We start from the raw sequence: 26046 nt of genomic DNA, 5'->3' as shown, positions 1-26046 counted from the left end.
TGGTTAAATGCATATGCGGAAGGGGAGAAGTTGATTGGAGCAGTACATTCTGGCGCTTGACCAAGGAACAACAAGCTCGCGCGCTATTCTGTTCAACAAGGAAGGAGAAATCGTACACTCGGCTCATAAGGAGTTTCCGCAGTATTTTCCCAAGCCGGGCTGGGTGGAGCAGAATGCCAATGAAATATGGGGCTCCATTCTTGCGGTCATTGCGACATGCTTATCCGAAGCGGGCGTGAAGGCGGATCAGATTGCCGGAATCGGAATTACGAATCAGCGGGAGACGGCCGTGGTTTGGGATCGGAATAGTGGCGAACCGATATACCACGCCATTGTCTGGCAATCCCGCCAGACGGCGGGCATCTGCGAGGAGCTGATTGCCGCCGGACATGACGGGATGGTTCGGGAGAAGACCGGACTTTTGATTGACCCTTATTTCTCGGGAACGAAGATCAAATGGATCCTCGATCATGTAGACGGTGCCCGTGAGCGGGCCGAGCGCGGTGACATTATATTCGGGACCATCGATACCTGGCTGATCTGGAAGCTGTCCGGAGGCCAGGCGCACGTGACCGATTATTCCAACGCATCGCGAACGATGCTCTACAACATTCATGAATTGAAATGGGATGAGGAGCTCCTGCAACTCCTAGATATCCCCATGGCCATGCTGCCCGAAGTCAGGCCTTCTTCCGAGGTATATTCCAATACCGTTTCCTATCATTTCTTCGGTCGCGAGGTTCCAATTGCCGGAGCAGCCGGCGATCAGCAGGCGGCGCTATTTGGGCAGACCTGCTTCTCGGAAGGCATGGTGAAGACGACCTACGGAACCGGCAGCTTTATGCTGATGAACACCGGCGACCAGCCCGTAAAATCCGAGCATGGGCTGATCACCACGATCGCCTGGGGACTGGATGGCGGTGTACAGTATGCGCTTGAGGGCAGTGTGTTCGTGGCCGGCTCGGCGATCCAGTGGCTGCGCGACGGTCTTCGGATGTTCCGGGAGGCCAAGGACAGTGAGCCCTATGCGCGTCGGGTCAACTCAACAGAAGGCGTGTACGTGGTGCCAGCTTTTGTCGGACTCGGCAGTCCATACTGGAACAGCGATGTCCGAGGGGCCGTATTCGGCCTGACGCGAGGCACGTCGAAGGAGCATTTTATCCGTGCAACCCTGGAGTCGCTTGCGTATCAAACTCGGGATGTCCTATCCGTGATGGAAGAAGATTCCGGCTATGGCATCACATCCCTGCGGGTGGATGGAGGGGCTGTATCCAACACGTTTCTCATGGAATTCCAAAGCGACATCCTGAATGTTCCGGTGGAACAGCCGAACATTACGGAGACAACGGCACTCGGTGCCGCTTACCTGGCTGGGCTCGCTGTCGGCTTCTGGAAGGATCAGGAGGAAATCTGCAGCAAATGGAGCATGGGGCAAAGCTTCAAGCCAACCATGGAGGAAGACGTAAGGGAGCAATTATACAGCGGCTGGAAAAAAGCCGTTTATGCGGCAATGGCTTTTCATTAGCATTTTCTATGGTATAATGATCATTAAGTGAATACATGTCTGGAGACTTGGAGAGACCACTAGGCGCGGAATACCTCATGATATGGGGTTTGTTACTGCGCGTTTCGTGGTCTCTTTTTTGCTGTCTTTTTGCATTGGAAGGGTAACGATAGATAAAAACAGGGTAAATCATACTGGGAGGGATTCATTGTGAAGCAGGTACAGTCGTTTTCAAGTTTGGAGCGCAGGCATCGATTTCAAGAAATTGCAGAGGCAACCTTCGATCTGATTGTTATCGGAGGGGGCATAACCGGTGCAGGGATTGCGCTGGATGCGGTCACGCGCGGGATGTCAGTTTTGTTGGTCGAGATGCAGGATTTTGCCGCAGGAACGAGCAGTCGTTCGACCAAGCTGGTGCATGGCGGCCTGCGGTACCTGAAGCAGTTTGAAGTTGGCATGGTGGCCGAAGTTGGCAAAGAACGGGCTGTTGTGTATGAGAATGGGCCGCATGTTACCACGCCGGAGTGGATGCTCCTGCCGATACACCGGGGTGGCACCTTTGGAAGGTTCAGCACCTCTATCGGGCTGATGGTGTATGATTTCCTGGCCGGCGTAAAGCGGGGAGAACGGCGTTCCATGCTGTCGGCATCCGAGACGCTGAAGCGGGAGCCGCTTCTGAAGCAGGAGGGCCTTAAGGGCGGCGGTTATTATGTGGAATACCGGACGGACGATGCCAGGCTGACGCTGGAGGTCATGAAGGAGGCAGCCGCCAGAGGGGCGGTTCTGTTCAATTACACGAAGGCCGAATCGTTGAATTATGATGCGAATGGACGAATTACCGGTATCACCGTAAGAGATATGCTGGGTGGCGGGGTCAAGTCCGTATCCGGAACCAAAATCGTAAATGCGGCAGGGCCCTGGGTGGATCAGGTGCGCGAAATGGATAAGTCCAAGAAGGGGAAAATGCTTCAGCTGACCAAAGGGGTTCATCTGGTCATCGATCAATCCAAGTTTCCGCTTCGTCAAGCGGTGTACTTCGATACACCTGACGGCCGAATGGTGTTTGCTATTCCCCGCGACGGGAAGACCTACGTAGGCACCACCGACACGGTCTACAAGGCCGATCCCGTACGTCCCTTGATCACGGTGGAGGACCGGGATTATATATTGAAAGCCATTCATTACATGTTCCCTGGCGTGAAGCTAAACCCGGCAGACGTTGAATCGGGATGGGCGGGAGTCCGGCCCCTGATTCTGGAGGAAGGCAAAAGCCCGTCCGAAATTTCACGAAAGGATGAAATTTGGGAGTCCCCGTCTGGCCTGATTACCATTGCCGGAGGGAAGCTGACCGGCTATCGCAAAATGGCCGGCACCGTCGTCGACCTGGTTGCGAGACGGATCCAAGAAAGCGGCGGGAAAGCGTATGGTGCCTGCGTAACGAAGAATCTGCCTATTTCCGGCGGTGAGGTTGGCGGCTCGGCCCAATTCCCTGATTTTGTCCGCAAGCAGGCGGAGATCGGCGCCGCGCAAGGAATTGACCGTAAGCTCGCCGAGCAGTGGGCGCGAACGTACGGCTCCAACGTGTCGGAATTGTTCCGCTTGGCCAAGGAGGGCTCCGAACAGGCGGAAGCAGCGGTGCTTCCGGTATCGGTGCTGGTTCCTCTGATGTATGCGATTCAGCATGAGATGGCAGTGAAGCCGGCCGACTTTTTTATCCGTCGCACGGGTTCCCTATTATTTCATATCGATTGGACGAGAAAATGGAAGCTGCCTGTGATCGATTATATGGCTACGGTACTGGGTTGGAGCGAGCAGCAGACACTCGAATACACGAAGGAACTGGATGAGGAGTTGGTCTCGGCCACACAGACTACAGCAAGCGATCAATCGGCCCCGGCTCCACTTTTGCAAAACTCTTCTAAAACGAAACTTACGTCTTAACCGGTATGTAATTTTAAACAAACGGGGTGAGGGGGGAGAGGATGACTCTAATGACAATCCCTCCTCAAATATAGAAGTTAAGGGCACTGGTATGATAATCTATATACGTTCACACTTGAGAGGAGAGATGACCCGATGAACCACAAAGCGTATGAAGGATCATATCACGGAGAGCGCGCGGTTTGGCTCCAGCACGGCCCTTACGAAGCGGTGATATTGCCCGAAATCGGAGGCAATCTCATCGCTTTTAGGGATAACGAAAGCGGTTACCGGTTCCTTCGCGAACCGGAAGCAGACGAAATGGAAGGATTCAAATCCAATCCGGGCGTTCACGGCATTCCTGTTCTCTTTCCGCCTAATCGTTATGAGGACGGCCGGTTTCCATGGAATGGACAAACCTATCAGTTTCCGATCAACGAAGAAGCGACGGGCAATCACCTCCATGGCTTTTTACATACAATTCCTTGGAGCGTCGAGGAATTTGGCAGCAGCGAGGCTGAAAGTTACGTGGTGGTTTCGGTCACCATTGATGAGGATCATCCCGTGTATGCCATGCTTCCGCACCAGTTCACCTTCCGGCTTCGCTACACGCTGAATCAGGATGGTTTGGCCCAGCATGTGTTTATAAGGAATCAGGGTACCGGCAGCATGCCGTGCCTGCTAGCCTTCCACACGGCGATCAACGCTCCGTTTGCACCCGGGAGCACGGCGGATGACTGCGTCGTGAGAATTACCATGGGCGAGCGGTGGGAAATGAGTGAGCGGATGCTGCCGACTGGCAAGTTCCAGACTCTGACGCCAGAAGAAGAACTGCTTCGGACAAGCGGCGTAAATCCTTATTTCGATTCGATGGACAACCATTACACGGCCGTTCCGCAAAATGGCAGAAACCGCATGGAATTGACGGATACCAAGCTTGGCAAAACGTTCGTTTATGATGTCGGCAATTCGTATAAGCAGTGGATGGTATGGAACAACAAGGCATCCCGGAAGTTCTTCTGTCCCGAACCACAGATCAACCTGGTGAATGCACCGAACGTGGACTTGCCGGCTGACGATATCGGCTTGTTCGGTTTGGCTCCGGGCGAAATTTGGGAAGCAACCTCCAGGCTGTATCTTAAGGATTAAGGATTAGTCTAGGCTTTTCCCTGAAAAAAAGCGTATGGATTGCCGCGCCCGAATACACAGGGCGTTTACAATCCATACGCTTTATATTTATAGGACTCCTTCTTCAACTGCCAGCCGAAGAAAAAGGTGTTTGTTCTTGTTTACGGCGGCGACTGCGTTTCAAGCGATCCGGAATGACAAAAAAGGCGGCATACATAAGGATAAACAGCGCGAGTGCGATGAGCTCCTCAACGAGGATGTATACGGGATGCGGTCCCAGCAGGTCTAGCAGCGAAGCCGTGTCCGGCTTGTGCATCAGGAACATATAATTCGAGCCGACAGCGAGGTTGACCAGACCGACAACGGCTGCGGATACGTTCAGGAAGACCATCGTCCAGGCAATGGATTTCCAGGTTGGACGGTATCCTCGAACCCATGTCATGTACAACGCCGTCAATATGATCGCGATATGAACAACGAAGAAATGAAAGAACCGGAAGTGGGGAAAAGGGTAACCCAGATTGGGGGTTAATATAGCTTGTAAGGCCCCTCCAATTCCGGCAAAGTAAACTAACGGATATAGACGGCGTTCATCCGTAAGCAGGATGGCGATGGAGAGAAACAGGGTCAAGCTGCACAATTCCAATGGAAGCGAAGTGGCAGGGTCCCATATTCCCGTTGACGCATACCAGATATGAAGGGAGGCTTCGGGTAACGAAAGTGCAGCAAGCAGCCCCCATCTCACGGTCTTTTGCAAAGAAGGCTTGGAGGCGATTGTAGTCCTGAACAGGTACAACAGCGAGCCAAGGGCGATAAATACCATAATGGCTATCCAATGTTCAATGGAGAAAGCAGTAAAAACTTTCGGATATTTCGGATCAAAATAGGGACTGATGCGCAATCATCCTCTCTATGTTCATAAGCCTTTAATTTGATATTACCATAATATGGGGCAAGTTAGGGGTAGGATCATACCCTTGCATCCCTATCGATCATCAGGTACAACCAGACCAGAATACATACATTTAAGTAGGTAAGCAAGGTGAAAATCATACCGTTATAGATTATGACGATGGAAGAGAGGTGTATTGATTGTGAGTAAACGACAGGGAGCCAAACGTTATGCATTTCTCCTGCTTAGCTTAGTGCTGATCTTCAGCTTAAGCGGGCTTGTTCATCCCGGAGAGGTCGAAGCAGCCAGCTCGAAGTACAAAAAGTTCTTCGATATCAGCAAAAAGGGCGCTCCTATTCCTGGTTACTCCGGGACCAAGGAGTGGATTCCGCAAGGACTGGCTCTCGTTCCGAGCAAGAACTGGATTATTATCTCGCATTATTGGGGCAATAAGGACAGCAATCAAGCCAGCAGCATCTCGATTACAAGCAGCAAAACCAGCAAACGTATCAAAACACTCTATTTGTATGAGAGCGGCAGCAAAAAGCATACCGGGCATGTCGGAGGGCTTGCGGTTAGCAAAAATCATCTGTGGGTAACGTCCGGCAAAAATGTGTACAAAATTCCGCTGAGTACAATGAGCAGCAAGAAAGATTACAGCGATATTGTCATGACTCCATATGCGCTCGGCCATAAAGCATCCTATGCCACGTATTTAGACGGCATTCTATGGATTGGCGAATATATGGATGGTGAGGATCAAGGAGGCAAACAGTGTGCGCCGGGACCTAAGGGCAAACTGCGAGGTTATCCATTGACGTCCAGCGACGGTTTCCCGTCGAATCGGAAGGCGACCTATATATGGAGTACACCTGACCGTATACAAGGGGCGGTCGTGACGAAATCAAGCGTTGTGTACAGCCAATCCTGCGGCCGCAACAATGCAAGCAAATTGCTCATATATACTCGTGGAGCAAAGGGAAAGGCTGCGGCTACGCCGCTGACGATGCCTCCGATGTCCGAGAATATTGCGATGAGGGGTAATGATCTGTACGTTCTGTTTGAATCCGGTGCCCGGAAGTACAGAAACGGTGCAATGCCGCTGAAGCATCTGTACATACTCAATGCTAAAAAACTGAAGCTTTAACCCTGTAAACCAAAAGATCCCGCTTCCGGTTAACGGATACGGGATCTTCTGTGCTTGACGCCTGATTCTGAAGAGAGCGCTGCTCTCAAACAGGCTGTTTTACTTCAGCGACAAGGCGCTTGAGTGCCTCTTGCTTCCATCTCGGAATCCGAAGATGTTTGGCAGAAGGTGCCTTCTCCCCAAAGTAAACGATGCCTTGTTCTACCGTCGTGATTTTGTCTACGTTAACGTAGCAGTTTCCGCCGACATGATAGAACTGTTTACCGGAGAGCAGGGATGCAATTTTTTCGGCAGTCATTCTCTTTTTAATGTTATAGTTTCTGCCGTGAAAGCTGACCAAACCGTGCGATCCGGTTTTAAAGAACAGAATGTCTGTCTCCACCACGAAGTCCTCATACATGTTGCGGGATTCCGATACGTGCTTCATCATTCTGCTTCCCCCTTTTCCAAGATCAACATTTGATAACGCTTACATTCTAACATGTTTTCCCTGGGGTTTAAAGAACTTTTTATTTCGCATTAAAAAAAGCCCTTACCTCAAGGGTAGGGGCTTGGACTAATATTTATGGTGCAGCAGGTGCTTCCGGTGTTTCCTTTGCAGGATCTGCAGGCGTTTCAGCCGGAGTTTCTTCCAGCGTATTGGTGATGGTTGCTTTATCCTTCAGCTCTTGAATATAAGCTGTGGATTCGGAATAAACCTTCTGGTTCTCAAGCTGACTGCGGATCTCTTCCTTTTTATCTTCAAGGGTAGGGTTCGTGGCTGCTTTACGATCGGTAACCTTGATGATGTGGTAACCGAAGGAGCTCTTCACCGGGTCGCTGATTTCGCCCTTCTTCAATTTGAACGCTGCTTCTTCAAATGCAGGGTCCATCTGGCCGCGTCCGAAGAAGTTCAGGTCGCCGCCGGTTTCTTTCGTAGCATCTTGGTTCTTCTCTTTGGCAATCGCTGCAAAGTCGGCGCCTTCCTTCAGCTGCTTCTCGATGGCTTCAGCTTCTTCCTTGGTCTCGACCAGGATGTGGGATGCGCGAACTTGCTCAGGCGTAGCGAAGCTTTCTTTGTTTTGATCGTAAATTTCTTTAATTTCTTCATCGGTGACTTTGATTTTGTCGGCCATCAGTTTTTTGAGCTCGACCTGGGTTTTGGTTTGCTTTTTCAGGTCATCGAGCGTCATGCCGCTTTGCTGAAGAGCACTATTGAATTGATCCTCGGACGGGAAACTTCCCTTCAAGGTGTCCACTTCTTTATTGACGTCAGCATCGGTCACCGTAATGGATTTCTTCTTCAACTCCTGCTGAATCAATTCCTCTGTGATCATGGAATTGAGTGTTTGTTTGCCGCCTGCGCTGACAAGCTCGTTGTATAGATTATCCTTGGTAATGTTAACGTCATTGACTTTAGCTATAGCTTCATTGCCGGATCCCTTGGCAAACGGAGGGACAATCAGGACGACGATTAACGCTGCCGCCAATACCAGCGAAGCGATCATCCAACCTTTGCTTCCGTTGCCGCCGCCACCTGCAGGGGACTGTTCATCGTTAAGCGGTTGATCCCCTGTTGGATGCATGAGTGCAGGCTGTTCGTTCTCATCCTTGTGAAGCTCGATCGACTCAGGATAGGTTGAATCTATTCTTTCTTCTTCATTAGACAAGCTGCCCGGATCTTGTTGATTATTCTCTTTCTCTTTCTCTTGGGCTTGTCCTTGTTCATCCTCGGGTTGCCCCGGATGGTTTGGCTGCAAATCGTTATCTTTCATTTAATGATTGACTCCCTTCGACTGCATGTAATAATGAGTTAGTTCATTCTTTAATCACTTTACCAGATAAGCCAAGGGTTTACCTTAAGAAAAAATAAAAATTGAAAAGATAATCGAAAAAGTTGGAGCTGGGTCTACAGGATCAGCATTCCCGCTATACCGCATATAATTCCAAGCAGGACCACGGCAGCAACAACAAACCACATGACGTTCCTCGGGAATGAGCGTCTCACCATGAGAAGAGATGGAAGACTGATGGCCGGCAGGGTCAGAAGGAGCGCTGCGGCCGGGCCCGCTCCGAGGCCCGCGGCCATAAAGGCCTGAATGATCGGGATTTCCGCAGCGGTTGGAATGACAAACAGCATTCCCATCACGGAGAAGAAAATGACGGCCAGCAGCGTGTTTCCAGCAGCAGCTCCCAAATGCGGGAACATCCACACTTGCAGGGCGCCAAGGAGAAGCACAGCGATAAAATAAGCCGGTACCACCCGAATAATCATATGACCGATGCTGGCGAACCAGCGTTTCCACAGTGGACGTTCATCGAGTTGTTCAGTGCTCTCTGGCGCGTCAATCTCTACTGGATTCGCCTCTTTGGCAAAGCGGTTAGCCAGATAACTGACGCCAAAGGTCAGAATGATGCCGAAGATCAAACGCAGCGCGGTGAATTTCCATGACAAAACAAACGTCATAAACACGAGTGTCGCCGGATTGATGGTCGGGTTACCGATCCAGAACGCGAGGGCGGAGCCTACGGACACCTTTTTCTTACGCAGACCGATCGCGATCGGTGCTGCGCAGCAGGAACACATCATGCCCGGAATGGAGGCGATTCCTCCAATCGCCGTGCTGCCGAAGGTGGTTTTGCCTAGTACGCGGAGCAGCCACTGGGAGGGCAGCAGCGACTGGATCAAGGTCCCGAGCAGGATACCGAGCACCGCCGCTTTCCAAACTGCTTTAAAATACGTGACCGCATATTCCCAGGCTGCTTGCCAAGAAGGCACGGCATTGCCCGGGTCCAGGCCTAATATGGAAGAGCCAATGCTGTGCTCCATAATAGCTTTGAGCGCTTTATCGTAATAAGGCCACCATTTTACGTAGGTTAGCCCTGTTGCTGCAATGATGATGAAGATGGTGATGAACCAGATGGTTCTTCTGCGATCCGAATGATCAAAGGCCATTCTGCCGTCGCTTGAGTGATTCATGATCTATATTCCCCCGATGTGTTGTGAAATGATTTACATATCCAATCAATTAGTATATCACATTGCGGACAGAACGAAGAAAGATATTCCCGGTAATTGCAAGAAATAGGAAGACCATTAGACTTGGAGCAGCCGATTTCTTATAATATAGATATTGTGTGTGATCACAAGTGTTAGTAAACGGACAAATATCAGATTATCCCCCGGGTAGATGAGACGTTTTTTATGCATCCACGCCGGGGTTGTTGCATGTGTTTTGTTAAAATTAACTCTTAAGACGAAGGGAAGACCCGTGATGAGTCAATCGGAGAAAATAAAATTAACCTCGTATTCCTCTAAAGGAGGATGCGGATGCAAGATCGGACCTGCGGACCTGGCACAGGTCATTCGCAAGCTCCCGCAAGCCGAGCCGAATCCCAATTTATTGGTTGGTTTGGATACAAGTGATGATGCTGGCGTATACCGCCTCACGGATGAGTTGGCTATGGTTCAGACCGTCGATTTCTTTACGCCGATTGTGGATGATCCCTATGATTTTGGACAAGTGGCTGCAGCGAATGCCATCAGCGATATTTATGCCATGGGAGGCAAACCGTTGACTGCCTTGAATATCGTGGCATTTCCGATCTCAACGCTGGACAAGCAGGTATTGACGGATATTTTGAGAGGTGCGGGGGATAAATTGAAGGAAGCGGGGGTAACCCTGGTTGGCGGGCACTCCATCGATGATAAAGAACCAAAATTCGGCCTTGCTGTTACAGGTACTGTCCATCCGGACAGAGTAAGAACCAATGCCGGTGCTAAGCCAGGCGATGCATTGATTTTGACCAAGCCAATCGGCGTGGGTATCCTGACGAGTTCCATCAAGAAAGATCTGTTAAGCGATGAGGAGATTCGCCGAGTTACCGCCGTGATGGCGGCATTGAACAAAACGGCAGCCGAGCTCATGGAACCTTATGAGGTGCATGCGTGCACGGATGTGACTGGTTTCGGTCTCCTTGGCCATGCGCTTGAAATGGCAAAAGGAAGCGGCACGGGGATCCGAATTTCTAAACCTTCTGTTCCTATTCTGGAGCGGGTTCGAGAGATGGCCGATGGTGGTGTTATTCCAGGCGGTACAAAAAACAACTATGATCACGTGAAGGATGACGTGGATTTCCCGGACAGCATGGACCAGATTGATAAGTGGATATTGTGCGATGCCGTTACTTCAGGAGGACTCCTCATTGCGGTTGATGGCTCGCAGGCCGATCAGCTTCTGTCAGAGCTTCGCCATGCCGGTCTGGAAGCAGGAAGAATCGGTGAGGTCGTGGATAACCATCCGAATCGCATTGTCGTTGAGTTATAAAGGGAATCGGGTTTTGTATCAATAAAGGAGCGAACAGACATGTTTCAAGACATCACCGTAAAAGAATTAATGGAACTGCAAAGCAAGAAGAAGATTACTTTGATAGATGTCCGTTCCCCTTCGGAGTACAGGGATTCCACCATTCCGGGAAGTCTGAACATTCCGGTCTTCAATGATGAAGAACGGGCGGAGATCGGGACGATTTATAAACAGGTGAGCGTGGATGCGGCTAAAGAGCGTGGACTTGCCATTATGTCGGCCAAGCTCCCGAGCTTTGTGAAGCAATTCAAGGAGATCGAAGGGGATAAGGCGGTCTATTGCTGGCGGGGCGGCATGCGCAGCCGGACCGCCGCAACCGTTCTCTCTTTAATGGATATCCATGTCAACCGAATTACGGGTGGGATTAAGGCTTACCGGAAGTATGTGCTGGATACGCTTGAGCATAAGAGTCTGGACGCGGAAGCATTTGTCCTTCATGGATTGACAGGCACAGGCAAGACCGCAGTGCTTAAACAGCTTCAGCAGGAAGGCTACCCGGTCGTGGACCTGGAAGGGCTGGCAGGACATCGCGGCTCGATCTTTGGACATATCGGTCTCCAGGCGAATAATCAGAAGACGTTTGATTCGGGATTGGTTGAGCGGCTGAAGCAACTGGAATCTTCGCCGTATTTGTTATTTGAGGCGGAGAGCAAACGGATCGGCAAAATTGCCGTTCCCGATTTCCTCATGAAGAAGAAGGAGTCTGGGGTAGCCATCGTGTTAGAACTGCCGATGGCCGAGCGTGTTCGTCAGATTCTGGAGGATTACAACCCTGCTGCTTTTAAAGAGCAATATTTAGCAGCCTTCCAGTTAATCAAAAGCAGGATCCACACACCGATCGCTGCGGAAATCGGCAAGTCGTTGGAAGAGGGTCGATTTGCTCAGGGAATACAACTGCTGCTCGAGCATTATTATGATCCCAAGTATAATCACTCTTTCAGTCAATATGAGGGAAGCACGCCTATCGTTGTGGCGGTGGACCGGGTGGAAGAAGCGGTGGTTGCGGTTAAAGATATATTGCGGAATCAAATGCTGCGGAAGACAGGCGCGTAAGGTAGCAAAACAAAGGCTAATGTGACAAAGTAAATCATAAACTATGCGCCTGCGTTGGCATTGACCGCTTTTATTGTAAGCTGGTTATGATTGGAACTAGTATGGAAAATCGTCCCTGAAGTATGAGCCGATACCAACGTACCGCTTATACTAAGGGGCGATTTTTTTTGGCAAAGGCATTCTCTTTAAATAGAGGATAAAGCTTCGGATATAGGAGTATCTCCTGAAATCAGATCGAAGGAACGACGGAAGGTATTTTCTTCATCCAAGGATAACAGAATCGTTCGTGCTACATCCTCGCGCGGAATTGATCCGCCCTGGATATCCTCCGCAGCGGTAATACGACCGGTACCGGGTCTATTTGTAAGTCCTCCTGGACGAATGATGGTGTACGTGAGGCTGCTCTGACGAAGCATGCGATCCGCGTAATGCTTGGCGGCGTAATACGGTTTGATCTCCTCATTCCAAAATTCCCGATGATGGGCTTGAAGCGCACTTACCATCACAAAACGCGAAACAGATGCCTGCTCGGCGGCTTCGATCATTTTTGCGGCTCCGTCCAGATCGATTAACAGGGTTTTGTCGTATCCGGTAGCTCCGCCTGAGCCGGCAGCGAATACCACCGCCTGGCAATTCTTCGCCGCATCAGCAAGCTCCTCGACCGATCCTTCCAGGTTCGCAAGAACACACTCTATTCCGGCGGCTTGATATGGGGCGGCCTGTTCCTCTTTTCGTACCATTGCTCTCACGGTATATCTTTCATGGTCTTGCAACAGATGTGTAAGCTGTTTGCCGATTTGGCCGTTGGCACCGACAACGAGAATCTTCATGTGGACACGCTCCTTTACGGTAAAAATTTCCTTGAAAGAGTAATCATTGCGATTTTGACATAGACTACGGGATATTTCATGTATATCCCAAATGTACTTTCCTTTATCTCGGGAAAATGATATTATCTTGTTTTCACCAATTGACACGGTTTCGAAACAAAGGCAAAGGAGAAAAGAGAGTTGAGCGGACAGAAGCTACACCCGACTTCAGGAAGACAACGCTGGATTTTTCTCATATCGATGATCAGCCTCATAGGATTTGTCACGCTGGCAGCTTTGGTAAAGCGGCAAGGCCTGGAAACGTTTGACATGGCGATCATAACAACGGTACAAGCCTGGGAGCAGCCGCTTATCACAGATATCGCCATCGGGCTGTCGTTTATAGGTTCTATCGGACCGGTGATTATGTTATGTCTGATTGTAATCGCCGTGCTATATTGGGTACTGGGGCACCGCGTGGAGATCCTTCTCCTTATTGTGGTCGTCTTCGGTTCATCTATTCTGAATGTATTATTAAAATGGGTATTTCAACGGGCAAGGCCTGACATCCACCGCTTAATTGAAATTACGGGATATAGTTATCCCAGCGGACATTCCATGGCTGCCTTCTCGTTCTACAGCGTGTTGGCTTACTTGCTGTGGAGACATATCGACAGCAGGGCGGGGAGAGGAACTTTAATATCCATCTCCGTCGTCATGATTCTGGGCATCGGACTAAGCAGAGTCTATCTTGGGGTCCATTATCCAAGCGATATTCTTGGCGGATATTTGGCTGCTTGCGCTTGGCTTGGCTTTCTGGTCCGATCTTACGAGAAGAGGATGGGGAAGCGGGCCAACCCGGAAGATAGGATTGGATCAGAAACTGCATAACATTGGAAGCGCAAGGGTAATTCATGTAATAGCGGTTCAAACGGAGGAGTATGTATCATGGTGTGTATCCATAGATGTGAAATTGAGTTCGGTAAGGAGGGCTGTCTGTGGCGTTTGGAGCAAGAATGTTCAAAACCGGCTTAGCCGTGACGCTGGCTCTTTATTTAGCCATGCTCTTTGACTTTAAATCCCCTGTTGTTGCCGCCATAGCCGCGATTTTTGCGATGCAGCCATCCATATATAGGTCGTGGAGGTATTTCCTGGACCAGCTGCAGACCAGTACGCTCGGTGCGATTCTGGCGATGCTCGGAGGATACTTTTTATCGAATCAGCCTATTTCCGTCGGTTTGGTGTGTGTTTTAGTGATTATGATTTGTATGAAGCTGAATATGGGTGAGACCATCGGACTTACACTCGTCACGGTAATATCTGTGATGGAAGCTTCAGGTCAATGGGATTTTGCACTCAATCGCTTTATTCTGACGATTATCGGTATCATATCTGCATTTCTTATCAATATTCTTGTGTTTCCCCCGAAACCCAAGGAACAGTACATCACGCGGATTCATATTGTATTTGGCAAAATGTCACTTCTGCTGCGCACGGCCATCTCTCATGAAATGAAGGATTCGGTGTATCGTGCGGAGAAGAAGGAGCTGGAATCGGCGATCAAATCGTTGTCCGACAAATACAATTTGTTTGAGGAAGAGCAGAGGAAGCTAAAGCGGGCCAAGTACAGTCAAGCAAGACAGCTAGTGGTGTATAAGCAATTGCTCCAATCCCTTCGTAAGGGGTATGAAGTGCTGGATGCGGTGGAGAACCACTATTTTCAGGCGGAACGATCCGAAGGAATCGACGAGAAGTTTGATCATAATCTAGAGCGGTTAATGAAGTACCATGAGCATATCTTGTGGAAATTCGAAGATAAACTGAAACCGAATGAGGACGAAGCTGAGACCATGGCGGAGAACAATGAAGCGTTTATGGAGCAGGTGATGTGCGGGCCAGGCGCCAATGCCGGGGGGCTTCGGCTGTCAGTGGTGGCTGCCTCCATGTATGATTACGGATATCAGCTTGACCGGCTGAACCGGGTGGCGGATCATATCAGCCGCGTTGCGGATGATAAAGAGCAGGATGAAGCCTTGTTCTCGTGGCTGCGTAAATAAGTGACGTTCACCATGAGGGTGCCGATCAAGATGCCATATTTGATCGGCTGTTTTCATGCACCAGGATTTAGGATGATTTCTCTTGGCAGTGAGCTTTGGGAATGGTATTGTATATAAACGCAAAAAAAACCGCCCGGTGGGTCGGTTCTGAAATTCGATGTTGAATTATACGGGGCTCATTGTTATAATTAGCAATGATTTGTCATTAAAATTAGGATTCGTGGTTAGAATATCACAATTGTATTATAACACAGGCAACTTGCGCTGTCAACCAGTATATTAGGGGGATGAACAAATGGCTATCAGCGAACAGGATTGGAAAGAAGAACAGGCACGGGTAACGGAAGTGACAACGAAAATCGGTAATAAAATATCTCAGCTGGAAGCGAGCGTTGGAGATATCCGTGAAGTCGTTATTGATATGCGAAAAGACTTTTGGGACGAAGTAACGGTCAACTTCAGCAACCCGGACGATTTGGGTGAAACGTCCACCAACCTGAGACAGCAGTCGCAGGTGCTCGCGGAACGTGAGCATGCTCATCTGCAATCCAGCAAGCTGCTTAAAAAGTATAGAAAACTTGTGGAATCCCCTTACTTTGGACGCATCGATTTTCAAGAGGATGGAACCACGGAGACGGAAACCATTTATTTGGGGACAGGATCTTTTTTGGATGAACATATGGAGACGTTTCTGGTTTACGACTGGCGGGCTCCGATATCAAGCTTGTATTATGACGGGGCACCGGGGCAGGCCCAATATGAAACGCCATCGGGTACGGTCAAAGGCGAAATGCTGCTTAAGCGCCAATTCGTCATCCATGACGGCGAGATCAAGGTATTGTTTGATACCGGTGTAACGATCGGGGATGAGCTGCTCCAGCAGGTGCTCAGCCATAGCGCGGATGATCGGATGAAGAGCATCGTAGCTACAATTCAAAAGGAACAGAATGCCGTCATCCGAAACGACAAAACCCGCATGCTGATCGTTCAGGGGGCTGCTGGCAGCGGCAAAACCTCAGCGGCACTGCAGCGAGTGGCCTATCTGTTGTATAAGTACCGGGAGACGCTTCGGGCCGATCAGATGATTCTGTTCTCACCGAACCCGCTGTTCAACAGTTATGTATCCACGGTGCTTCCGGAGCTTGGCGAGGACAATATGCAGCAGACGACCTTTCAGTCCTATCTGGAGCATCGGCTCGGCAAAGAGTTTGAGCTCGAAGACGTGTTCACGCAGACGGAAACCCTGCTGAATGCGGACGATTCGCCGCGTTACCGGGCACGGCTTCAGAGTATATCCTATAAATCCTCGGGTGCTTATCTGGACACCATCAGACGATACAAGGAGCTGCTGGAACAGGACGGGATGCTCTTTAAGCCGGTCGTATTCCAAGGTAAGGTTATCGTTAGCTCCGACGAAATGTCCGCGCAGTTCTATGGTTATGATGCGGCGGTTAAACTTGCTGGCCGTATCGACCTCATGAAAGAGTGGATGCTGAAACGCCTGTCGGAGTTTGCTCAGAGCGAAAAAGACGCCCCGTGGGTGGAGGAGCAAATCCAGCTGCTGGATACGGAGGATTACCAGCGGGCCTTTCAAACGATGAGACGTAAGCAAAACCGGAAGGCAGACACGTTTGACGATTTCGATAAGGAAAGGGACGTCCTTGCCAAAATGGTCATCAGCAATCGGCTCAAGCCGGTCAGACGCTGGATCAAGCGGTTCCGTTATGTGGATGTGAAGGGCATGTATCGAAAACTATATACGGATGAATCGTTATTTCGCCGGGCGGCCGGAAATTTGGAGATGCTCCCGGATTATTGGGAAGAAATCTGCAATCTTACCGTTGCGTCACTGGACAACAAATCGCTGTTGTATGAGGATGCGACTCCGTTCCTCTATCTGAAGGAGCTGCTTCAAGGTTTCCGCACGAACACGTCGATTCGACACGTCATTGTTGATGAAGTACAGGACTATTCCGGATTCCAGCTGGAATTCCTGAAGCGATTGTTCCCACGAGCGAAAATGACGGTGCTGGGAGACCTTAATCAAGCGATTTATGCACATGGAGAGGCACTCGGCAATCTCGAAAATCTGGTAAGTCTGTACGGCAAGGAGGATACGGAGGTTATCAATCTGACGCAAAGCTACCGGTCCACGTATGAAATCGTTGATTTCACGCGGCAGATGATACCGGGCGGGGAGCGGATCGTTCCATTTAATCGAAGCGGCGAAGCTCCGCGTGTGGTTGCGGTGAACGATGAAAAACACCTGCATGCAGCGATAGTCTCTGATATCCGTGAACTTCATGAACAGGGATTCCAGTACGTCGCGGTGATCTGCCGGACAGAAGAGGAGAGTAGACGCGTACACGAGCAGTTGTCAGCAGATATACAAACACGATTAATTGCCAAAACCACTCCGGCTTTTGAGAAAGGAACGCTTGTCGTTCCTGCCTATTTGGCCAAGGGCGTGGAATTCGACGCGGTGATCATATACAACGGCTCTGAGGATGTGTACCATCGCGAAAGCGACCGCAAGCTGTTCTACACCGCATGTACGCGTGCCATGCACAAACTTCATGTGTATCATATCGGGGAAAAAAGCCATTTTATCCCGGATGAATATTAAATGAATAAAGGTCTGCCTGAGCCACGGCTTAGGCAGGCCTTTTTTTCATGATTGTTATATGAAATCCAAACATGTTTCATGGAAAAGGAAAAAAACGGAAACCTATTTAGGGTGAGATAGGGAGTATGCTTTGTACCATAAGGAGGGAGTTATCCAATATTTATGATGATTTGACCGGTGATTAATAATTTTTTTCAATAATTTTCGGAATAAGTGCTTTCTCGACCGCCGTGTCTATTCATTTTGGACACAAATTTGACGAAAAAAGGATTGGGGGTCTATTACTTATATCAAAGGTCGGGTGCTTACGGATGAAGATAAAAACAAAATTAATTCTTTCGTCTACGATTCTTGCAACGGTTACGGTGGTTATCGTAATCATCGCGTTCATCACTTCGAACATGACGGAGAAGAGGTTCAGCGAAATTATTGAAGTGGATCAGAAGGTCATTTATAACCTGACGCAATTGGAGACCCTATTGACTGGTGTCTCTAATGATGAGCGGGGCTACCTATTGACCGGAGATTCGACCTTTGCAGATTCATTGAAAGCGAAACAGGAGTCGGTTGCCAAACTCATGGCTGAAACCAAAGGCTTGATGATGGCTGAGGAAGACCTTAAGGTGTTTAACGAGATTGAAACCGGATATGTCATTTATTCTGAAGCCGTTAACGAGGTATTGAGCAAATTGGGGTACGATACCGGTTTTTACAAGGCTGTGCCGTTCCGGGTATATGAAGCTGCCTTTAACAAGGAACGCGAAGTGCGAAGGTCCTTCAGTACGCTTATCGCACAATTTACCGTAGATAAAAATGAAGCCTTGACTAAACAGGCTGATCAAATTGCGGCCAGCAGCCGATTTCAGAATTTGATCATTATGCTGATCGGAGTCGCAGCCGTTGTTTATTTTGCTATACAGGGATATCTTCTTACTCGCTCGATCCGTCCGTTAAACCAGATGAGCAGTCAGCTTTTGAAGATTGCCGAAGGCGGCGGTGATCTGGTTACCCGATTACAGATCAATACGAAAGACGAAATCAGGGCGGTTGCCGACGCCTACAATAAACTGGTTGATGGATTCAGGGTGCTTGTCGTGCAGGTACAGGATACGGCTGGCAAAGTTGGTGTCGCAGCTTCGACGCTGCACTCCACGACCGAGGAAATCCGTCAAGCTTCTCAGCAAACCTCTGGGATTATGGAAGAGCTGGCGGCCGGGGTAGAAAACCAGCTTCAGGATACGGAGGAAACGACAGCTACGGTAACGGACATGGCGGAAGGCATGAAACATATCGCGCATGCCGCCCAAGGTGTCTCCGGATTGGCAGCAACGACGAACCAACTTGCGGCTGAAGGGGAACAGGCACTTATACATACGCTGGCTCAGATGGAAGGCATACGCACCAGCGTGGATCAATCTGCGCAATCGGTGCGGGCGCTCGGCGAAAAGGCCTCCAACATTGGAGCGATGGGACAGATCATAATCGAAATTGCAGAGCAGACATCACTACTTGCCTTGAATGCCTCCATTGAGGCCGCTCGGGCAGGTGAGCATGGCAGAGGTTTTGCGGTTGTAGCGGCTGAGGTCCGAAAATTGGCTGATCAGGCCTCAAACTCTTCCGTCGAAATCAGACAATTCGTCCATGAGCTTCAGCAGGATATTGTTGATTTGGCCGGCGTCATGGAGCAGGGCACCCGCGAAGTGACCGAGGGTATGAACGTGGCACAAGGAGCCGAGAGAGCCTTTAAGGATATTGAGCAATCCGTCGGCGAATTGAACGAACAAATTCAGAGTGTCACTGTTGCAACTAAACAGATGGACTCCGGAGCAGGAGAGCTTGTTCATGCCATCCGCAGAATTCAGGAGGTCACGGAGACAACGGCAGGTGGAACCCAAAGCGTCAGTGCAGCCACGGAAGAGCAGCTGGCCTCTATGGAGGAAATTACAAATTCCGTTGAGGATTTGAATGTAATGTCCAGCAAGCTGCGGCAGTTGATGTCCGGCTTTAAAGTATAAATAAGGAAAAATTGCATATGGGAAAAAACGGCCACCTTGCAATCATGCATATTCTGGGCAAAAGAACCTACAATATGGATGACAGATAACGCAAAGGTGGTCTTCTCTCATGGAAAACAAGAAATGGGATCTGGTTGCCCTTGCATCCATACCACTCATCATGACCTTGGGCAATTCCATGCTGATTCCCATCTTGCCGCAGATTTCAAAAGCTCTGGGGATCAGTTCCTTCAAAGTCAGTATGCTTATAACGGTATATGCTGTTGTAGCCATCTTACTGATTCCGATTGCCGGTTATTTATCGGATCGGTATGGACGAAAGAAGATCATCATCCCCAGCTTAATTATTGCGGCATTAGGCGGAGCTGTCTCGGCTGTGGCAGCCTGGATGCTGAGTGGGACGGCAGCATATTACGTTATTTTGGCGGGACGGTTTCTGCAGGGGATTGGTGCTGCCGGGGCATTCCCCATTGTCATTCCGCTTGTCGGTGACATGTTTAAAGAGGAAGAAGAGGTCAGTAAGAGTTTGGGTATTATCGAAACCTCCAATACGTTTGGCAAGGTAATCAGCCCGATACTGGGTGCCCTGCTCGGAAGTTTTATTTGGTTCTTGCCCTTTATAGCTATTCCGATTCTATGCTTGATCTCTATCGTGCTTGTCATTTTTCTTGTGAAGACGCCAAAGTCAAACCATAACGATAAACAATCCATTCGTGAGTTTTTGAAAACAACCAAGCAGGTTTTACACGAGAAGGGAAGATGGCTGTATGCGATATTTGCCATCGGCGGCATCGCGATGTTTGGCGTGTTCGGCGTTCTTTTCTATTTGTCGGAAACGCTCGAAAGCACTTACCATTTACACGGTGTGGTGAAAGGGCTGGTGCTTGCGATTCCGCTAGCTTTGTTATGTCTTTCATCTTATTTAGCCGGTAAATTTACGGGCAAAAATAAAGCGGCTAAGAAGTGGACCGGTTTCGCGGGCATGGCCATTTTGACGGCTTCCTTGATCGTAACCGGATTTAGTGCACAGATCTATTTTGTAGTCGGCATGATGACGCTTGGTGGCGTCGGGATCGGGATGGTACTGCCATGCATGGACACGCTGCTGACGGAAGGTGTTGAGAAGGAGCAGCGCGGTACCATTACCTCCCTATATAGCAGTATGCGTTTTATCGGCGTATCGCTCGGTCCGCCAGTTGTTTCACTGCTGCTCGGGGCGAATCATTGGGTCCTGTTCGGCACGTTGGCAGCCGTTGCGGCTGTAGGTGGCCTGCTTACATTATTCGCCGTGAAGCCGGAGGCGAAGGAAGACGATACCGGAGGGAATTCATACCGAGTGGATTTCAAGAAACCGCAGGGCTTGAAAAAGAAAGGTCTTGTCCATAAATAATGGACAAGACCTTTCTCTCATATTCGGGTACGGATCGGATGCTAAAAAATTGGATTCGCTTTCGAACCCCCGTTATCCTGCAACGGTGGGTTCGGTATCCTCAAGCTTTGATGTAGCTTTAGTGCGCGATTTGCCGGTTGCCTGCATGACGATATAAATCAGGATCAACAGCACTAGCGCAATGGCTGAATATCGGTACATGATCGTGTACGAAGTGGATTTGGCGATGGAGCCGAGCGCGATAGAGCCGATAGCGACACCGAAATCCAGGGAGTTGAAGAACATGCCGTTGGCCATGCCGCGCTGGAGCGGATGAACCTCCTGGATCATCCAGGTCTGGATGGACGGCTGCATCGCACCGAAGCCAAGGCCATAACATAATGCCGATAACAGCATAATTCCCGTCGATGAGGCGAAGGTCAGCAACAACAAACCGGTGACCATCAGAACAGCAGCGGGTATAACCAGCGCCTTGTGTCCATAGCGGTCATAGATTCTGCCGGAGAACGGCCGTACCAGAATGATGGCAATGGCATTGAACAAGAAGAAATATTGGGGATTCCGGAGGTGAGCCTCGGTGCCGAACAACGCCATGAAGCTCAGCAGCCCGCCGTACGTAATGGACATCAAAAAATTAAGGACGCTGGGTAGAATCAGCTTTTTATTGAATGAGCCCTTCGGTTGTTCCTCCACTCGAGGTTTAACTGCTGAGGGGCGCTCCGTGTTTCGTTTTGCCGATTTTAACGTCAGAACGTAGGCGAGTGGGAAGATAAGTACATTGATGATGACGGTGATGACCACAAGCGGTGTAAAACCCCCGTCTTGCAGGAGCGTCAAGCCGATCATCGGGCCGATCGACATGGCGAGTGTAGTGGATAATCCGAAATACCCCATGCCCTCGCCCAGTCGTTTGATAGGAATGACGTCTGAAGCCATCGTAGGAAACGAGGTGCTTGTCATGCCAAAGCCGATGCCAAACAAAACGCGCATCAGCAGCAGAAAGGCGATGCCGGATGCCCAGTAATAGCCGAGCGTGGCTGCCAGTGATATCAACAGCCCGACGTACAGAAGCAGGCGCAGTTTTCCCTTTTCCAGCGCTTTGCTTGACACGAAGCGGGAAGCGATCGCACTGAAGGCGAACAGGCTGGTTATAAGGCTGACCTGAAGCGGGCTTGCCATAAACGCCTCTTTGGCGTATGCGGGCAGCGTGGTCAGCATCATCTGCAGGGTCAGGAACAGAAACAGGTTGCTGATCATCAAGGTGATGAATTCTTTGGTCCATAATCGTTGTTTCGAATTTATTTCATTCATGTGAAACATCACTCCTGTTATTCTCTAAGTTGTGTATGTTGGTATTGATGCGTGAGAGTGTGTCCCAGAACATCTCTAATTGATGATCGTCAATGCCTTCGATTAACTGGCTTCCGCACTGACTTTCGATCGTTGTGGTTGTCTCGATCAATTGTTTGCCTGTATCCGTCAAATAGAGCTGGAAAGCTCTTCGGTCGTTTACCGAAACGGATTTGCGGGTGTATCCTTTTTTCTCGAGCAGATCCAAAATGCGGGTAGTGGTCGGTTGGTCCTTGTCCGCTTTGGCGGCAACTTCCTTTTGATTTAACCCTTCGTGCTCTCCGATGTGGTACAGCACCAGCCATTGCTCAGGGGTGATATCATAGGGCTTCAAGGCGTTAGCAAACAAATGGGATGCGCGGCGATAGGTGTAACCCAGATGAAAACCGATGGAGGGGTTGCGTTTAGGTACTTTCAAGAAACAAGTCACACCTTTCATTTCAATTTTTCAAAAATAGTTGTCTAAACAATTATATGTCTGACATGCAAATCAGTCAAACCATTCAAAAAATTAATTGTCTGCATGACAGGGTTTCGTAAAACGATGTGGAATATGAAAAATGGAATGATAACATAGCTCTAACAATTGCGAGCTATATTTATAGTACAAACCAATTTCTAACCACTCAGGAGGAAGTACAAATGTCACAGTTGATTAATTTTGCACACCGCGGGTCATCGGCTATATGCCCCGAGAATACGATGGCTGCCTTTGCCAAAGGCTTGGAGCAGGGAGCTACCGGGATTGAAACCGATGTTCAGATGACGAAGGATGGAAGGCTGGTTCTGATCCATGATGAGAGTGTTGCCCGTACCACGGGGGCTGAGGGGCTAGTCAAAGATTATACATACGACGAACTGGCCAAGTTGGACGCAGGCTCATGGTTTGGAGCGGCTTTTCAAGGGGAACGGATTCCGCTGCTGGAAGAACTGCTGGAATTAACGAAAAACCGTGGCACGATCGTGAACATTGAGCTGAAGAACGGGTCGATTCAATATCCTGAGCTGGAAAAGCGCGTGATCGAGACCGTAAGACACTACAAAATGTCAGAGCAAATCGTCATCTCAAGTTTCAATCATTATTCCCTGGTGGAGTGCAAACATATTGATCCTGAAATCCGTACCGGCCTGCTGTATGGAGAAGGGTTATACAAACCGTGGGAGTATGCCAGATTGGCTAAAGCGGATGCGCTTCATGCATACCATCGCGCAGTTCTACCGGAATGGGTAGCGGAAGCGAAGCAGCATGGTGTTGTCTATCACCCGTGGACTGTCAATGACGAGGAACAGATGAAAGCCTTGATCGATGCAGACGTGGCGGGCATTATTACGGATTATCCGGATGTACTCGGGGGATTGCTACAAACCAAGGGAGCGTGACTTTGTGAAAAAAACATGGCTGCTGGGCTTTGGCTTTTTCAGCATTAGCATTACCTGGGCGCTCTACAATGCGTTTGTGCCCTATTTTCTGGAGGATTACATATCCAGTGTCGCACTGATCGGTTTTTTTATGACGATCGACAATTACTTTGCCTTGTTCTTGCAGCCATGGATTGGAAGTCGAAGCGACCGTACTCATACCCGGTATGGCAGAAGAATGCCTTACCTGCTCATCGGAATGCCGCTTGGCGCTCTGTTTACCGCAATCATTCCGTTTCACACCGGGATGGCAACATTGATACTGTTCATGGTCCTCATGAATCTGGCTATGAGCCTGTATCGTTCGCCTACCGTTTCACTAATGCCGGATATTACGGAGGAGAAACGACGCACGAGGGCCAACGGCATCATTAACTTTATGGGCGGCATAGGGTCTATACTGGCTTTTGGCGTGGGCTCGGTACTGTATAGCGCTCATCGCTCCCTACCTTTTATTGCAGCGGCCGGCATAACGCTGGTGTCGTTGTTCATTTTGAGAACATTTATCCAGGAGAAGCGCGACGCTCCAGGCTATCAGGCTCAGACGGAAGCCAAAACTAAAGTTTCCTTTAAGAGTCAGCTCAATCGGACGACGGTGCTGCTTTTGGCGGCTATATTTTTCTGGTTTGTCGCTTATCAGGGAGTTGAGACGCTGTTTACTCTGTACGGGAAGAACGAGATGGGGCTAACGGAATCGCAGGCTTCCTTTTCCTTAACGTTTTTTTCACTCGCCTTTGTTCTGTTCGCCATTCCAAGCGGATGGCTCGGCGGTAAATTCGGCAAGAAACGGATGATTCTGATCGGCGTCAGCGGGCTGTTGATTGTCTTTGCGCTTGTACCATGGGTTGAATCAATGCTGTTGCTCCGTGTATTGCTGACTGTTGGCGGGTTATTCTGGGCTTGCATCAATATTAACTCCTATCCGTTTATCGTATCTACCGGATCGGAGGACAGCATTGGGACGCGGACAGGAATGTACTATTTGGTATCCTCGCTGGCGGCGATCTCGTCACCGCCTCTGCTGGGCAAGCTCATTGATGGCATGGGATATTCGATTCTGTTTTATTGTGCCGCTGGCAGCATGATGCTCGCGCTGATCTGCGTTCTGATGATTCGCCATCAGGAAACGGCAAGTCCTGGAAAACCGCAGACCGCATCTGCCAGCTTGTCCTAGAAGATTAGTTTTTTTGATAACCGAAGGTTCGGCTCCTGCTAGTTCGTCCGTGCGGAATAACATTGACGAGAGCCTGCCAGGACAGGTAGAATCTAATATCAGATAGATTTGAATTAGAATATGCCGGCGAAGGTGCAGGAGCTGATTCCAAGGTTGACTACGATTTATGATATTGCCAAGAAAACAGGCTATTCGCCTACAACGGTGTCCAAAGTCTTCAACAACTATCCGGATGTCCGGGAGAAGACGAGAGCCAAGATCCTGGCAACCGCGAAGGAAATGGGCTATCTTCCAAACGCAAACGCCAGATCGCTTACAACGAAGCGATCCTGGACCATTGGTATTCTTTTTGTAGAAGCCACTGGAGCAGGGATTCGTCACCCCTATTTTGGAGCTGTTATCGAAAGCTTTAAGAAAATTGCCGTATCCAAAGGGTATGATCTGATGTTCATCTCCAAGGATGTCGGCGGCCGAAGAAGCAGTTATGTGGAGCATTGCAAAATCCGAGGCGTCGACGGTGTGGTCGTCATTCTGTCGAGCAGCGAGGATCCCGATTTCCAGGAGCTGCTGGATAGCGGCATTCCGTGCGTCATTCTGGATTCGTCACCGGAACATGTGCATTCGGTTTACTCCGACAATATCGGAGGGAGCATGCAGGCACTTCGGTATTTGCATTCGCTCGGACATCGCAGAATTGCCCATATATCGGGCGGATTGAATACGTTTGCAGGCGAACAGCGCCAACAAGGCTATGAGCAAGCCCTTCGGGAGCTTGACCTGGATCTAAGGGGAGAGTACATAACCGGCAGCGATTTTTTCTCCACCGAGAGCGGATACGAAGCCATGAAGAAGCTGCTGGGGCTTAGAGAGAGGCCGACTGCTGTTTATGCGGCAGGTGATCTACTCGCACTTGGAGCGATTCGTGCCGTTCAGGAACATGGCCTGCATGTACCGGGAGATGTGTCCATCATTGGTTTTGATGATATTGAAATGTCCCGTTACATCACCCCTGCGCTAACGACCATACGCCAGGATACGGAGCAACTGGGCACCGTTGCGGCGGAGCTCCTTCTTTCTTCCATCGAAGAGCAAGACGCAACAGTAAAGTCGGTTATGCTGCCAGTTCAATTGATTATCCGGGAATCCTGCCACCCGGTCACCTAGGTGAAATATAAGGCAGGACTCATTTTTACCATTTTTCGAAACCGGTTTCGAA

The 26046-nt window shown here is 49.6% G+C and carries 21 protein-coding genes; 14 read left to right on the top strand and 7 right to left on the bottom strand.

Annotated elements, in window-relative coordinates; translation table 11 throughout:
- Positions 1-34 precede the first annotated feature (34 nt).
- The 3 genes from glpK (at position 35) to ACOZB4_RS11425 (ending at position 4573) form a co-directional block, all read left to right on the top strand.
- The gene (gene glpK / locus ACOZB4_RS11435) at positions 35-1525 is read left to right on the top strand and encodes a glycerol kinase GlpK (protein ID WP_379404808.1); all 1491 of its coding nucleotides are present in this window, start codon (positions 35-37) and stop codon (positions 1523-1525) included.
- Positions 1526-1714: 189 nt separating this feature from the next.
- Positions 1715-3445: a glycerol-3-phosphate dehydrogenase/oxidase gene (locus ACOZB4_RS11430; protein ID WP_379404805.1), complete on the top strand. Its 1731-nt coding sequence runs from the start codon at positions 1715-1717 to the stop codon at positions 3443-3445.
- A 135-nt stretch (positions 3446-3580) separates the two neighbouring features.
- Positions 3581-4573 (top strand): aldose 1-epimerase, encoded by a 993-nt coding sequence (locus ACOZB4_RS11425; RefSeq protein WP_379404803.1) that lies wholly within the window; start codon positions 3581-3583, stop codon positions 4571-4573.
- A 103-nt stretch (positions 4574-4676) separates the two neighbouring features.
- Here ACOZB4_RS11425 and ACOZB4_RS11420 read toward each other — a convergent pair whose 3' ends face one another.
- Positions 4677-5453, bottom strand: a complete 777-nt coding sequence (locus tag ACOZB4_RS11420) for a TIGR02206 family membrane protein (RefSeq protein ID WP_379404801.1) — start codon at positions 5451-5453, stop codon at positions 4677-4679.
- Positions 5454-5646: 193 nt separating this feature from the next.
- On the opposite strand from ACOZB4_RS11420, the gene ACOZB4_RS11415 reads away from it, so the two are divergent.
- The gene (locus ACOZB4_RS11415; protein WP_379404799.1) at positions 5647-6591 is read left to right on the top strand and encodes a hypothetical protein; all 945 of its coding nucleotides are present in this window, start codon (positions 5647-5649) and stop codon (positions 6589-6591) included.
- A gap of 85 nt (positions 6592-6676) precedes the next feature.
- Here ACOZB4_RS11415 and ACOZB4_RS11410 read toward each other — a convergent pair whose 3' ends face one another.
- From ACOZB4_RS11410 to ACOZB4_RS11400, 3 genes are all read right to left on the bottom strand, one after another.
- Positions 6677-7021 (bottom strand): hypothetical protein, encoded by a 345-nt coding sequence (locus ACOZB4_RS11410; RefSeq protein ID WP_339290868.1) that lies wholly within the window; start codon positions 7019-7021, stop codon positions 6677-6679.
- 133 nt (positions 7022-7154) lie between these two features.
- Positions 7155-8345 (bottom strand): peptidyl-prolyl cis-trans isomerase, encoded by a 1191-nt coding sequence (locus ACOZB4_RS11405; protein WP_379404797.1) that lies wholly within the window; start codon positions 8343-8345, stop codon positions 7155-7157.
- Between the two features lie 134 nt (positions 8346-8479).
- Complete coding sequence (locus tag ACOZB4_RS11400; RefSeq protein WP_339290866.1) at positions 8480-9550, bottom strand: permease; 1071 nt, start codon at positions 9548-9550, stop codon at positions 8480-8482.
- 295 nt (positions 9551-9845) lie between these two features.
- Between ACOZB4_RS11400 and selD the strand changes: the two genes are divergently transcribed.
- On the top strand, positions 9846-10898 hold the full coding sequence (selD, locus tag ACOZB4_RS11395) for a selenide, water dikinase SelD (protein ID WP_076325061.1): 1053 nt from the start codon (positions 9846-9848) through the stop codon (positions 10896-10898).
- A gap of 39 nt (positions 10899-10937) precedes the next feature.
- Complete coding sequence (gene mnmH, locus ACOZB4_RS11390) at positions 10938-11990, top strand: tRNA 2-selenouridine(34) synthase MnmH (protein ID WP_379404794.1); 1053 nt, start codon at positions 10938-10940, stop codon at positions 11988-11990.
- Between the two features lie 185 nt (positions 11991-12175).
- Here mnmH and ACOZB4_RS11385 read toward each other — a convergent pair whose 3' ends face one another.
- Complete coding sequence (locus ACOZB4_RS11385) at positions 12176-12820, bottom strand: SDR family oxidoreductase (protein WP_339266317.1); 645 nt, start codon at positions 12818-12820, stop codon at positions 12176-12178.
- Between the two features lie 180 nt (positions 12821-13000).
- On the opposite strand from ACOZB4_RS11385, the gene ACOZB4_RS11380 reads away from it, so the two are divergent.
- From ACOZB4_RS11380 to ACOZB4_RS11360, 5 genes are all read left to right on the top strand, one after another.
- The gene (locus ACOZB4_RS11380) at positions 13001-13690 is read left to right on the top strand and encodes a phosphatase PAP2 family protein (RefSeq protein WP_076325058.1); all 690 of its coding nucleotides are present in this window, start codon (positions 13001-13003) and stop codon (positions 13688-13690) included.
- Between the two features lie 107 nt (positions 13691-13797).
- Positions 13798-14856 carry an FUSC family protein gene (locus ACOZB4_RS11375; RefSeq protein ID WP_379404791.1) on the top strand — a complete coding sequence of 353 codons (1059 nt, stop codon included), beginning with the start codon at positions 13798-13800 and terminating at the stop codon, positions 14854-14856.
- A 295-nt stretch (positions 14857-15151) separates the two neighbouring features.
- The gene (helD, locus tag ACOZB4_RS11370) at positions 15152-17482 is read left to right on the top strand and encodes an RNA polymerase recycling motor HelD (RefSeq protein WP_379404789.1); all 2331 of its coding nucleotides are present in this window, start codon (positions 15152-15154) and stop codon (positions 17480-17482) included.
- A 311-nt stretch (positions 17483-17793) separates the two neighbouring features.
- Complete coding sequence (locus ACOZB4_RS11365; RefSeq protein ID WP_379404787.1) at positions 17794-19497, top strand: methyl-accepting chemotaxis protein; 1704 nt, start codon at positions 17794-17796, stop codon at positions 19495-19497.
- A gap of 85 nt (positions 19498-19582) precedes the next feature.
- Positions 19583-20887, top strand: coding sequence for an MFS transporter (locus ACOZB4_RS11360; RefSeq protein ID WP_379404859.1), 1305 nt, complete (start codon positions 19583-19585; stop codon positions 20885-20887).
- A 72-nt stretch (positions 20888-20959) separates the two neighbouring features.
- On the opposite strand, the gene ACOZB4_RS11355 is transcribed toward ACOZB4_RS11360, so the two are convergent.
- Positions 20960-22198 (bottom strand): MFS transporter, encoded by a 1239-nt coding sequence (locus tag ACOZB4_RS11355; RefSeq protein ID WP_379404785.1) that lies wholly within the window; start codon positions 22196-22198, stop codon positions 20960-20962.
- Entirely contained in the window at positions 22191-22655 is a 465-nt protein-coding gene (locus tag ACOZB4_RS11350) for a MarR family winged helix-turn-helix transcriptional regulator (protein WP_379404783.1), read from the bottom strand. Before ACOZB4_RS11350 ends, ACOZB4_RS11355 begins: the two co-directional genes overlap by 8 nt.
- A gap of 224 nt (positions 22656-22879) precedes the next feature.
- Here ACOZB4_RS11350 and ACOZB4_RS11345 point away from each other — a divergent pair, with 224 nt between their 5' ends.
- The 3 genes from ACOZB4_RS11345 (at position 22880) to ACOZB4_RS11335 (ending at position 25994) form a co-directional block, all read left to right on the top strand.
- On the top strand, positions 22880-23617 hold the full coding sequence (locus tag ACOZB4_RS11345; protein ID WP_379404781.1) for a glycerophosphodiester phosphodiesterase: 738 nt from the start codon (positions 22880-22882) through the stop codon (positions 23615-23617).
- A gap of 4 nt (positions 23618-23621) precedes the next feature.
- The gene (locus tag ACOZB4_RS11340) at positions 23622-24830 is read left to right on the top strand and encodes an SLC45 family MFS transporter (RefSeq protein WP_379404779.1); all 1209 of its coding nucleotides are present in this window, start codon (positions 23622-23624) and stop codon (positions 24828-24830) included.
- A gap of 153 nt (positions 24831-24983) precedes the next feature.
- Positions 24984-25994, top strand: coding sequence for a LacI family DNA-binding transcriptional regulator (locus ACOZB4_RS11335; RefSeq protein WP_076325049.1), 1011 nt, complete (start codon positions 24984-24986; stop codon positions 25992-25994).
- Positions 25995-26046: the final 52 nt, after the last annotated feature.

It is taken from the genome of Paenibacillus sp. NPDC058898, from assembly GCF_049316025.1.
Classification (GTDB): Bacteria; Bacillota; Bacilli; order Paenibacillales; family Paenibacillaceae; genus Paenibacillus_AQ.
Note: the sequence above shows the minus strand (reverse complement) of the source record. Positions and strands in the feature narration are given on the sequence as shown.

Excerpts from the sequence above, each read along its gene's own strand:
- ACOZB4_RS11425 (WP_379404803.1), top strand. The coding sequence starts at position 3,581 with ATGAACCACAAAGCGTATGAAGGATCATATCACGGAGAGCGCGCGGTT.
- ACOZB4_RS11410 (WP_339290868.1), bottom strand. The coding sequence starts at position 7,021 with ATGATGAAGCACGTATCGGAATCCCGCAACATGTATGAGGACTTCGTG.
- ACOZB4_RS11405 (WP_379404797.1), bottom strand. The coding sequence starts at position 8,345 with ATGAAAGATAACGATTTGCAGCCAAACCATCCGGGGCAACCCGAGGAT.
- ACOZB4_RS11400 (WP_339290866.1), bottom strand. The coding sequence starts at position 9,550 with ATGAATCACTCAAGCGACGGCAGAATGGCCTTTGATCATTCGGATCGC.
- selD (WP_076325061.1), top strand. The coding sequence starts at position 9,846 with ATGAGTCAATCGGAGAAAATAAAATTAACCTCGTATTCCTCTAAAGGA.
- mnmH (WP_379404794.1), top strand. The coding sequence starts at position 10,938 with ATGTTTCAAGACATCACCGTAAAAGAATTAATGGAACTGCAAAGCAAG.
- ACOZB4_RS11385 (WP_339266317.1), bottom strand. The coding sequence starts at position 12,820 with ATGAAGATTCTCGTTGTCGGTGCCAACGGCCAAATCGGCAAACAGCTT.
- helD (WP_379404789.1), top strand. The coding sequence starts at position 15,152 with ATGGCTATCAGCGAACAGGATTGGAAAGAAGAACAGGCACGGGTAACG.
- ACOZB4_RS11365 (WP_379404787.1), top strand. The coding sequence starts at position 17,794 with ATGAAGATAAAAACAAAATTAATTCTTTCGTCTACGATTCTTGCAACG.
- ACOZB4_RS11355 (WP_379404785.1), bottom strand. The coding sequence starts at position 22,198 with ATGAATGAAATAAATTCGAAACAACGATTATGGACCAAAGAATTCATC.
- ACOZB4_RS11345 (WP_379404781.1), top strand. The coding sequence starts at position 22,880 with ATGTCACAGTTGATTAATTTTGCACACCGCGGGTCATCGGCTATATGC.